Raw genomic sequence first — 13,899 nt, 5'->3', positions numbered from 1 at the left:
TCACCCACGTGTTACTCACCCGTTCGCCACTCGAGTACCCAGCAAGCTGGGCCTTTCCGTTCGACTTGCATGTGTTAAGCACGCCGCCAGCGTTCGTCCTGAGCCAGGATCAAACTCTCCATGAAAACTTACTGAAACCACCGGCTGAGCCGGCCGAATCAACACAATCAGGAAAGCAAAACCTGACTAAAATACAATCCAAATAAACTGGCATCAAAAAACTTCAATAAAAGATTCCCGATGCCCAAACTAATGGCATCGAAAAATCGTCCAACACACTATCGAGTTCTCAAAGAACACACACCCACCGGTACTACCCTGAATCAGGGCGCTCACCTGCGAGCTTTACGTTCTGTTTGGAAAAGTTGTCCGTCTCCGGCGCAACTCTTCCAGCCTACCAGACCGTTTTCCGGTCCGCAACTCCCGATTCCAAGTTCTTTCGGGGGTCGGCCCCGCGGAGTCGGCCCGGGCTCTGATGCTCGGGCACCTTCACCTCCCCGAGTCCTTGTCGGCCCCGGGGGAGTTGCTCTCTGCGGTGCGTCGATTAAGTTACACAGGTGCGAACAACGCGTCAAATCGCCTGGTCAGAGCGATATCGTCGCACCGGCGAAGCTCTTCTTGCCGCGCCTGATCACCAGCCATCGACCGTGGAGCAGGTCGGCGTCTGCCGGCTGCCAGTCGGGATCGGTGATCTTGGTGTTGTTCACGTAGGCGCCACCCTCGGCGATCGATCGACGAGCAGCCTTGTTGCTCTCCGAGAGTGTCGTGTCGACGAGGAGTTCGACGATGGTCGGCCGGGTTCCCTGATAGTCGGCGACCGTGGTCTCCCCGACCGCGGCGGCCAGGGTCTGCTCGTCGAGTTCGGCCAGGTCACCACGTCCGAACAGGGCGGTGCTCGCCAGCTCGGCGCCCTTGGTGTGCTGTTCGCCGTGGATGAGCGTGGTCATCTCGGCGGCCAGCCGCTTCTGCGCCGTGCGCAGGTGCGGCGTCTCCTCGGTGGCGCGCTCGAGCTCGGTGATCTCGTCGCGGCTGAGAAAGGTGAACCACTTGAGGTACCGGACGACGTCGGCGTCGGCGGTGTTCACGAAGTACTGGTACCAGGCGTAGGGGCTGGTCAACTCCGGATCGAGCCACAGGCTGCCACCGCCGGTCGACTTCCCGAACTTCTTCCCGTCCGACGAGGTGACCAGCGGGACCGTCATCCCGTGCAGCGACGAACCGTCGAGACGCCGGCCGAGATCGACGCCGCCGACGATGTTCCCCCACTGGTCGGAACCACCGACCTGCAGCATGCAGCCATGACGGCGGTTCAATTCGACGAAATCGTTGGACTGCAGCAACAGGTAGCTGAACTCGGCGTAGCTCATCCCGTCGGATTCCAGTCGCCGACGCACGGTGTCGCGTGCGAGCATCACGTTCACCGAGAAGTGTTTGCCCAGATCACGCAGGAACTCGACGGCGCTGAGCTTCGCGGTCCACTCCAGGTTGTTGACGATCAGCGCACCGGTCGGCGAGTCATCGATGGTCACGAAGCGGCGCAACTGTCCGCCGATGCGGTCGGCCCATTCGGCGACGGTGTCCGGCGCGTTCATCGTCCGTTCCCCTACGTCACGGGGGTCACCGATCAGACCGGTGGCCCCACCGGCAAGCACGATCGGACGATGACCCGACTCCTGGAATCGCCGCAGCGTCAACAGCGGAACCAGATGTCCCGCGTGCAGACTCGCCGCGGTCGGATCGAAGCCGGCATACAGCGTGATCGGTCCGTCGGACAGTGCGATGCGCAGTGCGTCGAGGTCGGTCGATTGGGCGATCAGGCCACGCCACTCGAGTTCGGAGAGGATGTCGGTGTACGACGAGGCCGGCGTCTCGGTGCTCACCCGTCGATCTTGTCATCCATGCAGGGCGGGCCGACGACCCCCCGCCTGCAGGTCACGGGCTCCCGGTACCGCCCGCGGTGAAGGCCTCGTGCTCCGCGTCGTCGACGGTGCGCGCCTCGTCGGCGAGCATCACCGGGATGCCGTCGTCGTCGATGCGGTAGGCGACCCGCAGGCGCGGGTTGTACAGCTCGTCTCCCGCATCGATCAGCGGTCCGTGGTCTTGCGGGCACACCAACCGTTCACGGGTGATGGGATCGATCGATTCCGCACGTGAGGTCACGTCGGTCCTCTTCTCGTCGTCGCTGCCATGTCATCTCGCCGTGCGGCTGTGGCGCGCGCGCCCTATAGGGCGGCTGCATCCCAACCGACTTCTGCCGCAGCAGTTCTCGTGTAACGACGATACCTGCCGTCGGCGTCGCGGTACCAGACACGGGCACCCGGCCGGGGTAACCCGCGCCCCGCCAGGCGGCGGGCCAGCGGACGGTAGGAATCGGAGACCGGGATCTCATCGACCACCCAGATCAGGTGCGGACGGCGTTCGGCTGCCAATCCGCCCAGGCCGACCCGCAGCGCCGACACCGTGAGCGACTCCGACCGTCCGCCGGCACTGCGCATGGTGACGGCCGCGACCGCGATCTGGTGTCCGGTCTCCCCCAACCCGTACACCACGACCTGGTCGACCCCGCGGACCTGCGACAATGCCGCTTCGATCGGCGGGACGAACACCGGTCCGTCCGACGAGCGGATCACGGTGTCGACCGAGCCGAAGAACCACAGGTCGTCGTTGGCGTCGCGCTGGAACAGGTGACCCGAGACCTCCCAGCGGTCACGGGTTGCGAAGACATCGCGCAGCACCGTCGACGACGTGTCGAAGCGGTGGCGAGCGCGGGCGAGCAGCAGACCGACCTCGCCGACCCCGGCCTTGCCGACGAAACCGGAGTCGTCAACCACCAGACGTCCGCGATCCACGTCGAAGGCGGCAACCTCCACCGGATTCGTCTCCGGCAATGCCTGCCCCATCGAGCCGATCTTGTCTCCCGAGACGTTGGCCAGGATCGCCGAGCCGTCGGCGGTCGCGAAGAACTCCAGGACGCGTGCCCGCGGGAAGCTTTCCAGCACGTCGCCCCACAGACCGTTCGGCATACCGGAACCCATGAACAACCGGATCGGGTTGTACTGATTGACCCGGAAATCCGGACTGTGGACGACCTCGCGCAGCATCGTCCAGGTGTAGGAGACGACGGTGACGCCGTAGCGGTGCACCTCGGCGGTGAACGTCTCCGGATCGATCCGTTCGGACAGCGCGATCCGCGATCGGCCGACGACCGTGGCGCCGAGCGTGGTGAGCAGCCCCGATGCGTGATGCAGCGGGGGCAGGCAGTAGACGGTGTCGCGATCGGTCAGTGCAGCGGCCGACGCCGCACCGAACGCGGACATGGCGAACCGGTGGTTGGAGACCGGCCAGGGAGCGAGGTTTCCGCCCGACCGGGTGAAGAGGATGAACGCCAGATCACCGGCCAGCCCGGGATCGCGGCGGTACCACGGCGGGATCTCGACGGCGTCGGGATCGATTCGCTCCATGTCGATGATCGAGGCACCGTCGGCGGAGTCGATGTCACGGGCCTCGCCACTGCCGCCACCGAGAACCAGAACCCGGTCGGAGTGCTTGGCCGCGACATCGAGGTGGGTGGGATCGGTGACCACCGACGAACACTCGCCCAGGCGCAACATCTCCGGGATGTCGCCGTCGGCGGCCAGCAGGACCGCGACGGCCCCGAGCCTCGACAACGCGGCGACCACGACGAGTGCACTCGGCCGGGTGTCCATGAGCACACCCACGTGCACGCCGGGGCGGATCCCGCAGTCGATCAGGCCGGCGACAACATTGTCGATGCGCGTGTTCACCTGCGCGTGCGTCAGGACCCGGTTCTCGAAGAGGAACAACTCCTGGTCGGCGGCGCGTTTGCTGTTCTCCGACATCAGCTTGCCGAGGGAGATCCGCGTGCCGGTCTGGATCTGTCCGAGTCGTAGCAGGCGCGGCACCGTGCGGACGGACTCCTGGGCGACGGCACGCGACGTGCGCTGCAGTGAGGTGGCCAGGCCGAGCAGTTCGCGCGACACCCCGGCCCCGGCGTCGGCGACCGAACCGATCCCGTGGGTGATGCGCGACGACATGCTCACACCGCTGCCGTGTGGGTCGAGCTCGGTGTGCATCTCCTCGACCAATGGGGGCCGGTCGCCGGTGCCGTCCTGCCACAGCACCCAGTCCGAGGTCGTGGGCCATGTGTGCGCGCCCGAGGTACTGCCGACGACGAGCCCGAAGTGTCCCACCGGGACGCGTGATTCGAACACGGTCGCCGCCGGTGCGGCACGAACGATTCCGCGGACCGCGAGGGGCTGACCGATGTCGTCGGCCTCGCCGATGAAAGCCAGTACCGGACAGGTGATCTCGGTCAGCGAGACCAGATCGCCGTTGATGACGAATCCGCCCGACATCATCCGGTTGTGCACCACGAACTGTCGCAGCAGCTCGGCGACGGCGGGCCCCGACCACGCGACCCATCCCTCGGCCTCGATGAAGCGGCGCTGGTCCTCACGGGGCAGCAGCGCCTCGCGGTCGTGCAGTTTGCGGAGGAAGTCGATGCGGCTGCGCGCGGTCTTCACCGGGTCCACCAATTGGAATCCCGCGCGGGCCATCCAGCCGGGCACCCACAACCGGTTGAACACCTTGTCGGCGAGCAACTCCGCACCGGGCACCACGAGACCGGCCGGGAGTCCGAGGGGCAGGGCGGCGAGGACATCGACCGGACTGCCGTAGGTGATGAGACTGGCGATGCCCTTCGACTGCCGATATGCGGCGGTCTGGTAGGCGAACATGCCGCCCTGTGAATAGCCCGCGAGGTGGACGTCGCGTCCGGTGGCCTCGACGATGAGATCGATCGCCCGGCTCACGGCAACGATGTGGTCGGCGAGATTGCGCTCCATCCCGCCCTCTTCGGAGTCCGGGGACCCGAAGTCGATCACCCACGGGGTGATGCCGTTGCGGTGCAGGATGGACACCGCACCATTGGCCTCGGTGACGTCGTAGACGTTGGCCGACACCATCATCGGCGGCACGAGGACGATCTGGGGGCCGTCGGTCGGGGTCTCCGGGAAGTACCGGCGCAGCCGGAACATCTTCTCGGTCTCGACGATGCTGAACGGTGCGGGCTCGGTACCGGTCTCCAGTCCGCCGAGACGGAGGACCTCGAGACCGTTCTGCGCTGTGGCCAGCACGCGCTCGACCGCGGAACCGATGTCGGGCAGCACCGGGAGTCCCACCATGACGGCGTTCCCCTCCCCTCTCGATCGAGTGATGCACGTCACTGTACCGACCTCCCCGCAGGCGGCGCCCTCAGCGTACTCAGCCGGGTGGGTCCGCCCCGTCTCCGGGCCACTCGGCGCGTCGTCGGCTCACCTCACCGCGGAGCTCGGCGAGTTGCCGTTCGACCTGGACCGACGCGGTCCCGCCATGCGAGTTGCGCGACTCGATCGATCCGCGCACGGTGAGAACGTCTCGCACCGCCGGCGTCAGGTCGGGACTGATCTCTGCGAGGGTGGCGTCGTCGAGATCGGCCAGACCGATCCCCCGCTCTTCCGCAGCTCGCACGCTGGCTCCCGCCACCTCGTGAGCGACACGGAACGGAACACCTTGCCGCACCATCCATTCCGCGATGTCGGTGGCCAGTGTGAAGCCGGCCGGGGCGAGCTCGGCCATCCGGTCCTCGTGGAAATCCAGCGTCGCGACGAGTCCGGTGACCGCGGGCAACAGCAATTCGAGTTGCGCCACCGAGTCGAAGACCGGTTCCTTGTCCTCCTGCAGGTCGCGGTTGTAGGCCAGAGGCTGTGCCTTCAGCGTGGCCAGCAGACCGGTCAGATTGCCGATGAGGCGGCCGGATTTCCCGCGGGTCAGTTCGGCGACGTCGGGATTCTTCTTCTGCGGCATGATCGAGCTGCCCGTCGACCAGGCGTCGGCGAGGGTCACGTACCCGAACTCGGGTGTGCTCCACAGGATGATCTCCTCCGACAACCGCGACAGGTCGACGCCGATCATCGCGAGCACGAACGCCCCCTCGGCGGCGAAGTCGCGCGAGGAGGTCGCATCGATGGAGTTCTCCGCGGCACGGTCGAAGCCGAGGTCGGCGGCGATGGCGGCCGGATCGAGCCCGAGGGACGACCCGGCCAGCGCGCCGGATCCGTACGGAGACACCGCGGTACGGCGGTCCGCGTCGGCGAGCCGGTCGACGTCGCGCAGCAACGGGTGAGCGTGTGCGAGCAGATGATGCGCCAGCAGCACCGGCTGCGCGGCCTGCAGGTGGGTCTTGCCCGGCATCACCGCATCCGGGTGGGCCTGCGCCTGCGCGATCAGGGCGTCGACGACGTCGAGCAGCCCGAGTGCAACTCGGCGCATCCCCGCGCGCAACCACATCCGGAACAACGTGGCGACCTGGTCGTTGCGGGAGCGACCGGCCCGGAGTCGACCACCGAGTTCCGGTCCGACCCGATCGATCAGTCCGCGCTCGAGCGCGCCGTGCACGTCCTCATCGCTCTCGGACGGTGTGAATGCCCCGCTCGCGACGTCGTCGGCCAGGCGCGACAATCCGACGAGCATCGCCTCGAGTTCCTCGTCGGTGAGCAGACCCGCGCGGTACAGCACACGCGCGTGCGCTTCCGACGCCTCGATGTCGAACGGCGCCAACGCCCAGTCGAAATGTGTGGACTTGCTCAGCGCCGCCATCGCCGCGGCGGGACCGTCGGCGAACCGGCCGCCCCACAGCGAGCCCTCGTTGGTGCCGTGCGACGTCACAGATCCAGATCCCGCCGGGCCGCGATCTTCGATGACAGTCCGTGCAACTCCACGAATCCGCGTGCGGCCGACTGATCGAAGCTGTCGCCCTCGTCGTAGGTGGCCAGATTGAAGTCGTAGAGCGATTCGCCGCTGCGCCGGCCGGTGACCGCGATGTGCCCGCCGTGCAGGACCAGGCGGATATCACCGCTCACGTGCTCCTGCGTCGACGCGACGAATGCGTCGAGCGATCGCTTCAGCGGCGAGAACCACAGTCCGTCGTACACCAGTTCGGCCCACTTCTGGTCGGTGTGCCGCTTGTAGCGGCCGAGCTCGCGCTCCAGGGTGACATGCTCGAGTTCCTCGTGCGCACGGATCAGCACCATCGCACCGGGAGCCTCGTAGACCTCGCGGCTCTTGATGCCCACCAACCGGTCCTCGACGACGTCGAGGCGACCGACACCCTGCGCGCCCGCGCGGCGGTTGAGTTCCTGGATGGCCTCGAGCACGCTCACCGGGCGACCGTCGATGGCGATCGGGCGTCCCTTGTCGAACGTGATGATGACCTCGTCAGGCGAGTTCCAGTTCACCGTCGGGTCGTCGGTGTAGTCGTAGACGTCCTTGGTCGGTGCGTTCCACAGATCCTCGAGGAACCCGGTCTCCACGGCGCGTCCCCACACGTTCTGGTCGATCGAGAACGGCGACTTCTTGGTGACGTTGATCGGGATGTCGTTCTGCTCGGCGAACGTGATCGCCTTCTCACGGGTCCACGCGTAGTCGCGGACCGGAGCGAGGACCTCGAGATCGGGTGCCAGCGAGGCGAATCCGACCTCGAAGCGCACCTGGTCGTTGCCCTTGCCGGTGCAACCGTGGGCGACGACGGTGCCGCCGTGGTCGCGTGCCGCGGTCACCAGGTGCTTGGCGATCAACGGGCGTGAGATCGCCGACACCAGTGGGTAGCGGTCCATGTACAGGGCGTTCGAGTTGATCGTCGCGAGACAGTACTCGTCGGCGAACTCGTCGCGGGCGTCGACGACGACCGCCTCGACTGCGCCGCAGTCGAGGGCGCGCTGACGCACCACATCCATGTCCTCGCCGCCCTGGCCGAGGTCGAGTGCGACTGCCACGACCTCCTTGCCGGTCTCCTTGCCGATCCAGCTGATCGCGACCGAGGTGTCGAGGCCGCCCGAGTACGCGAGTACGACGCGTTCCGCCATGTCATTCTCCTGTGTTCCTGCGCACCGGCGCGGGCTTCGTCCCGCTCGTGGTGCTGTTGGTCTGATTGTGTCCGAAGGGCTGAGGTGTCGGGCCACGCGGTTACACGAGGCCCTCGATTCGTCGCGAGAGCTCGGCACCGTCGACCGGTTCCCGTGCCACCACGAAGATGGTGTCATCCCCGGCGATGGTCCCCACCACGTCCGGCAGGCTCGCCCGGTCGAGGGCGCTCGCCAGATAATGCGCGGCTCCCGGCGGCGTCCGCAAGACCGCGAGGTTCCCGCTGCTGTCGGTGGACACCAGCAGTTCGGACAGCAGCCGGGCGAGGCGGTCGGTCCCGCCGAACACCCCCCGCACCGGGGAACCGTCCTCGGGCACCATGTACACGCCCGCGCCACCGTCGGCGGCGCGCAGTTTGACCGCGCCGAGTTCGTCGAGGTCTCGGGAGATCGTCGCCTGGGTGGCGTCGATTCCCTGGGCGGCCAGCAGGTGCTGCAGTTCGGACTGGCTGCGTACCTGGTGGGTCGAGAGGATGTCGATGATTCGTGCGTGCCGTCCCGCCTTGGTCGCGGCGAGCCGTGTCTCGGTCGCCACCGCCGGGACGGCCGGGGTGTCGTCGGGTGTCGATCTGCCCGCGGTCATCGCTGCCCCAGAAGCCAGATCAGCAACGCCTTCTGCGCGTGCAGCCGGTTCTCGGCTTCGTCGAGGACGAAGCTCGCGGGACCGTCGAGGACCGCGTCGGTGATCTCCTCGCCGCGATGGGCGGGCAGACAGTGCAGCACGATGGCGTCCGCAGCCGCCTTCGCGACGAGGTCGTCGTTGATCTGGTAGGGCCGGAACGGCGCCGTGCGGTCCTTGCCGTCGCCTTCCTGCCCCATCGACGTCCACGTGTCCGTGACGAGGACATCCGCGCCGGCAACCGCCTCTCCGGGGTCGGCGATCACCCGGATCGAGCCGCCGGTCTGCGCGGCGCGGGCCGTGGTGGCCTCGACGACATCGGCATCCGGCTCGAAACCTGTGGGTGCACTGATGGTCACGTGCATCCCCGCGGTCACCCCACCGAGCGCCAGTGAGTGCGCCATGTTGTTGGCACCGTCGCCGAGGTAGGTCATCGACAGCCCGGCGGCACGTCCCTTGCGTTCGATGATCGTCTGCAGGTCGGCGAGCACCTGGCAGGGGTGGAAGGTGTCGGAGAGTGCGTTGACGATCGGGACGGTCGCCGACGACGCCATCGCCTCCAGCCGATCCTGACCGAAGGTCCGCCACACCACGGCGTCGACGAACCGCGACAGCACGCGACCTGTGTCCTCGATGGTCTCGTCCCGACCGAGTTGCGTGGTGGTGCCGTCGACGACGACGGCGTGCCCGCCGAGTTGCGCGATACCCATCTCGAACGAGAATCGGGTTCGGGTCGAGTTCTTGTCGAAGATCACCCCGACACCGCGCGGACCTTCGAGCGGACGATGCGCGAACGGTGACGCCTTCACCTCGGCGGCGAGGGCGAGGACCTCGGCCTGCTCGGCCGGGGTCAGGTCGTCGTCACGGAGGAAGTGGCGAATCATGCCGTGTCCCCTTGAGTTTCGGCGTCTACAGCGGCGTCGAGGATCGCCGGCAGGGCGGCCACGAAGCCGGCGCCCTGCTCCTCGGTGAGGATGAGTGGAGGCGCGAGCCGGATCACATCGGGCGCAGGCGCATTGATGAGGTAGCCCGCGTCGCGGGCGGCGATCTCGGCTTTGGCCGCGATCGAGTCGGTCAGGACCACCCCGAGCAGCAGGCCGCTGCCGCGTACATGCGAGATCCGCGGATGCCCGAGTTCCTCGATGCCGGTCGCGATGGACTTCCCCACCGACGCTACGTGATCCACGAGGCCCTCGTCGTCGATGACGTCGAGGACCGCGAGAGCCGCGGCGCAACACGCCGGGTTCCCCCCGAAAGTGGTGCCGTGCTGGCCGGGCTCGAAGAGGTCGGCGGCGGGACCGGTCGCCACGCAGGCACCGATCGGCATCCCACCGCCGAGTCCCTTGGCCAACGTCATGACGTCCGGGACGACGCCGGCCGCCTGGTGAGCGAAGAACGCGCCGGTCCGGGCGATCCCGGTCTGCACCTCGTCGAAGATGAGCAGTGCGCCCTTCTCGGAGGAGATCCGGCGAGCCGCGGCGAGGTAGCCGTTCGGGGGGACGACCACGCCGCTCTCCCCCAGGATGGGCTCCAGGATGACCGCCGCGGTGTTCTCGGTGACCGCGGCCTCGAGCGCCTCGATGTCGCCGTAGGGCACGAATCGCACGCCCGCCGGCATGGGTTCGAACGGCGCACGTTTCGCCGGCTGGCCGGTCATCGCCAGCGCACCCATCGTGCGGCCGTGGAATGCACGTTCGGCGGCCACGATCTCGGGACGTCCGGTCCGGCGCGCGAGTTTGAACGCCGCCTCGTTCGCCTCGGTTCCCGAGTTGCAGAAGAACACCCGGCCGGGATGGCCGAACTTGTCGAGCAGTCGCTCAGCGAGTTCGACGGCGGGCCCGCTGATGTAGAGGTTCGAGACGTGTCCCAGGGTCTGCAACTGTGTGGTGACCGCGTCGACGACGGCCGGGTGCGCATGGCCGAGCGCGTTGACGGCGATGCCCCCGAGCAGATCCAGGTACTCCTTGCCGTTCGCGTCGGTGACGACGGCTCCCGATCCCTTCGTGAGCGCGATCGCCGGGGTCCCGTAGTTGTTCATCAGCGCGGCCGACCACCGCTGCTGCAACGGCTCGGTCATGCTGCGCCACCTTCCAGATCGGCATCGGCGAGAACGGTTGTTCCCGTGGAACTCTCGGTCAACAGCTGGGCCAGAACCGAATGCGGCACCCGGCCGTCGATCACGTGCGCCTGGCGGACTCCCCCGTCGACGGCCCGCAGGCACGCCTCCATCTTGGGCACCATTCCGGCGTCGAGCGACCCGAGCAGCCGCGACAGTTCGCCGGTGCCGATCCGCGGGACGAGTGATTCCCGGTTCGGCCAATCGGTGTAGAGCCCTTCGACATCGGTCAGCATGACCAGACGCGACGCTCCCAGCGCCTCGGCGAGAGCACCCGCCGCGGTGTCCGCGTTGATGTTGTGCACCACGCCGTCCCGGTCGGGCGCGATGGTCGACACGACGGGGATCCGGCCCGCGCCGACGAGATCGAGGACGGCGGAGGTGTTCACCGAGGTGATGTCCCCGACGAGTCCGATGTCGGTGGCCACGCCGTCGACGAGGACCGTGCGCCTGGTCGCGGTGAACAGGTGTGCGTCCTCACCGGTGATGCCGACCGCGTACGGCCCGTGGGCGTTGATCAGTCCGACGAGTTCACGCCCGACCTGACCGAAGAGCACCATCCGGGCGACATCCATCACCTCCGGGGTGGTGACGCGGAAGCCGCCGCGGAACTCCCCTTCGAGGCCGAGTCGGCCGAGCATCGCCGAGATCTGTGGGCCGCCGCCGTGCACCACGATCGGGTGGACACCACAGGCGCGCAGGAAGACCATGTCCGCGGCGAACGCCTTCTTCAGGTCATCGTCGATCATGGCATTGCCGCCGTACTTCACGACGACCGTTGCGCCGTGCAGATCCTGCAGGGCGGGAAGCGATTCGGCGAGAACGGATGCCTTCTCGAGAGCGCTGAGCGTCATGAGGAGTACGCCGAGTTCTCTTCGACGTAACCGTGCGACAGGTCCGTCGTCCGGATGCTCGCCGACTCGTCGCCGAGCCCGAGATCGATGGTGACCGCGATGTCGACACCGCTCAGATCCACCTCGCGCGCCCCGGGCACACCGCAGCCCTGCTCGCACACCGGCGTGCCGTTGAACGACACCGAGATCCGGTCGGGGTCGATGGTGACGGGGGCGATCCCGACAGCGGCGAGGACCCGGCCCCAGTTGGGGTCGGAGCCGAACATCGCGGTCTTGACGAGCGAGTCCCGTGCGACGGTGCGGGCGACGGCGACGGCATCGTCCTCGGTCACCGCACCGGCGACGGTGATGACGACGCGCTTGGTCACGCCCTCGGCGTCGGCCATCATCTGGGCGGCGAGGTCGTCGCACACGGCCAGGACGGCAGCGTCGAGATCGGCCTGGTCGACCGGGATCTGGCTGGCGCCGGAACTCAGCAGCAGCACGGTGTCGTTGGTGGATGTCGATCCGTCGACGTCGAGCCGGTCGAGTGTCCGGCTGGTGGCCTTGCGCAGGGCCGCGTCCAGTTGCTCCGCCGTCGCATTCGCATCGGTGGTCAGCACGCAGAGCATCGTCGCCAACGACGGTGCGAGCATGCCGGCACCCTTCGCCATGCCGCCGACGTTCCAGCCCTGCGTATGGTGCAGCGCAACCTGTTTGGGCACCGTGTCGGTCGTCATGATGGCGTGTGCCGCGTCGGTGCCGCCGGAGAGTCCGCCACCCATGTCGTGCACGATCTCGGTGACGCCGGCGAGCACCTTGTCCATCGGCAGACGATCACCGATCAATCCGGTCGAACACACGGCCACCTCGACGGCGCCGGTGTCGGTGCCCCAGTTGCTCAGAGCCTCGGCCACGGCCTCGGCGGTGGCGTGGGTGTCCTGGAATCCGCCCGGCCCGGTGCAGGCGTTGGCGCCCCCGGAATTGAGGATCACGGCTCGCAGTCGGCCGGTGGTCAGGACCTGCTGACTCCACAGCACCGGCGCGGCCTTCACCTGGTTGCGGGTGAAGACGCCTGCCGCGGAGTAGTCGGGACCCTCGTTGAACACGAGCGCGAGATCGGCGGCACCGGATGCCTTGATACCGGCGGCCATTCCCGCCGCGCGGAAACCGAGAGGTGCGGTGACGCCCTGCTCGCGGACGAGCCGGGGCGCGTCCAACGGTGCGCCCGGGGTGATCCGGTCGTCGGTGTCACCGGGCTGCTGCGATGTCGTCACGGCGCCACTCCCACGGTGCTCAGGCCCTCCGCCTCATCCCAGCCGAGTGCGAGGTTCATCGATTGGACAGCGGCGCCGCCGGTGCCCTTGGTCAGGTTGTCGATGGCGCCCACGACCACCAGGGTGCCTGCGCGTTCGTCGACGGAGACGGCCAGTTGGACGGCGTTGCCGCCGATGACCGAGCCGGTCGTCGGGAGCACGCCCTCGGGCAGGAGATGGACGAAAGGCTCGTCGCCGTATGCCTTCTCGTAGGCACTGCGGATCTCCGCAGCCGAGGCGGCGGTGCGTGCGGTACACGTGGCGAGGATGCCGCGCGCCATCGGGACGAGGACCGGGGTGAACGACACCGACACCGGGAGTTCCGCGGCCGCCGACAACGCCTGCGCGATCTCGGGTGTGTGCCGGTGCGCGCCGCCGACGGCGTAGGCGCGTGCCGATCCGATGACCTCGGATGCGAGCAGGTCCACCTTGGGCGAGCGTCCCGCCCCGGACGCGCCGCTGACGGCGACGACGGTGACATGGGGGTCGATCAGACCCGCTGCGACAGCCGGGCGCAGGGCCAGGACGGAGACCGTCGGGTAGCAGCCGGGAACCGCGATCCGGCTCGCATCCTTCAAGACCTCGCGGTTACCGGGGATCTCCGGCAGACCGTAGGGCCACTTCCCCGCGTAGTCGCTGCCGTAGTAGTCGGTCCAGTCCTGGGAATTCTCCAGCCGATGGTCGGCGCCGCAGTCGATGATCAGGGTCGCCGGCGGCAGGGCGTCGGCGATCTCGCCCGACGCCCCGTGCGGCAGCCCGAGGAACACCACGTCGTGTCCGGCGAGGACCTCCGGTGTGGTCTCCTCGAGCACTCGATCGGCCAGCGGGAGCAGGTGCGGGTGGAGGGAACCGAGGGTGCTCCCGGCGTTGCCGCCGGCGGTCAGCGCGCCGATCTCCAGATCGCCGGATCGCAGACGGGGGTGCCCGCACAGGAGTCGAAGGATCTCTCCGCCCGCGTAACCGCTGGCGCCGGCAACCGCCACCTTGATCGTCATGCAATCATTATGCATGACGGTGCAAATCAATTCAGTGACGG

Annotated in this window: 11 protein-coding genes and 1 rRNA gene; all 12 read right to left on the bottom strand. The window is 67.8% G+C overall.

All coding sequences use genetic code 11. The features are described 5' to 3' along the window. Positions 1–125 (bottom strand): 16S ribosomal RNA (locus EEB19_RS22995); the annotation flags it as partial. A 459-nt stretch (positions 126–584) separates the two neighbouring features. Beyond that, positions 585–1,880 carry a tyrosine--tRNA ligase gene (gene tyrS / locus EEB19_RS22990; RefSeq protein WP_187589642.1) on the bottom strand — a complete coding sequence of 432 codons (1,296 nt, stop codon included), beginning with the start codon at positions 1,878–1,880 and terminating at the stop codon, positions 585–587. Between the two features lie 52 nt (positions 1,881–1,932). Further along, the gene (locus EEB19_RS22985; RefSeq protein ID WP_187589641.1) at positions 1,933–2,160 is read right to left on the bottom strand and encodes a Trm112 family protein; all 228 of its coding nucleotides are present in this window, start codon (positions 2,158–2,160) and stop codon (positions 1,933–1,935) included. A gap of 62 nt (positions 2,161–2,222) precedes the next feature. After that, the gene (locus EEB19_RS22980) at positions 2,223–5,204 is read right to left on the bottom strand and encodes an AMP-binding protein (RefSeq protein ID WP_187589640.1); all 2,982 of its coding nucleotides are present in this window, start codon (positions 5,202–5,204) and stop codon (positions 2,223–2,225) included. Between the two features lie 79 nt (positions 5,205–5,283). Then, a complete protein-coding gene (gene argH, locus EEB19_RS22975; protein ID WP_187589639.1) occupies positions 5,284–6,726 on the bottom strand; it encodes an argininosuccinate lyase in 1,443 nt (480 codons plus the stop codon). Next, complete coding sequence (locus tag EEB19_RS22970) at positions 6,723–7,922, bottom strand: argininosuccinate synthase (protein ID WP_187589638.1); 1,200 nt, start codon at positions 7,920–7,922, stop codon at positions 6,723–6,725. Before EEB19_RS22970 ends, argH begins: the two co-directional genes overlap by 4 nt. Positions 7,923–8,022: 100 nt before the next feature. Further along, positions 8,023–8,562, bottom strand: coding sequence for an arginine repressor (locus EEB19_RS22965; RefSeq protein ID WP_187589637.1), 540 nt, complete (start codon positions 8,560–8,562; stop codon positions 8,023–8,025). Beyond that, positions 8,559–9,482: an ornithine carbamoyltransferase gene (gene argF, locus EEB19_RS22960; protein WP_187589636.1), complete on the bottom strand. Its 924-nt coding sequence runs from the start codon at positions 9,480–9,482 to the stop codon at positions 8,559–8,561. The genes EEB19_RS22965 and argF overlap by 4 nt, the downstream gene beginning before the upstream one ends. Further along, positions 9,479–10,675, bottom strand: coding sequence for an acetylornithine transaminase (locus EEB19_RS22955; protein WP_187589635.1), 1,197 nt, complete (start codon positions 10,673–10,675; stop codon positions 9,479–9,481). Before EEB19_RS22955 ends, argF begins: the two co-directional genes overlap by 4 nt. Further along, the gene (argB, locus tag EEB19_RS22950; RefSeq protein WP_187589634.1) at positions 10,672–11,568 is read right to left on the bottom strand and encodes an acetylglutamate kinase; all 897 of its coding nucleotides are present in this window, start codon (positions 11,566–11,568) and stop codon (positions 10,672–10,674) included. Before argB ends, EEB19_RS22955 begins: the two co-directional genes overlap by 4 nt. Continuing rightward, positions 11,565–12,824, bottom strand: coding sequence for a bifunctional glutamate N-acetyltransferase/amino-acid acetyltransferase ArgJ (gene argJ / locus EEB19_RS22945; protein ID WP_187589633.1), 1,260 nt, complete (start codon positions 12,822–12,824; stop codon positions 11,565–11,567). Before argJ ends, argB begins: the two co-directional genes overlap by 4 nt. Then, on the bottom strand, positions 12,821–13,858 hold the full coding sequence (argC, locus tag EEB19_RS22940) for an N-acetyl-gamma-glutamyl-phosphate reductase (RefSeq protein WP_187589632.1): 1,038 nt from the start codon (positions 13,856–13,858) through the stop codon (positions 12,821–12,823). Before argC ends, argJ begins: the two co-directional genes overlap by 4 nt. Positions 13,859–13,899: the final 41 nt, after the last annotated feature.

Source organism: Gordonia sp. OPL2 (assembly GCF_003797825.1).
Lineage (GTDB): Bacteria > Actinomycetota > Actinomycetes > Mycobacteriales > Mycobacteriaceae > Gordonia.
The sequence above is the reverse complement of the archived record's forward strand: the minus strand, read 5'-3'. Positions and strand labels throughout refer to the sequence as shown.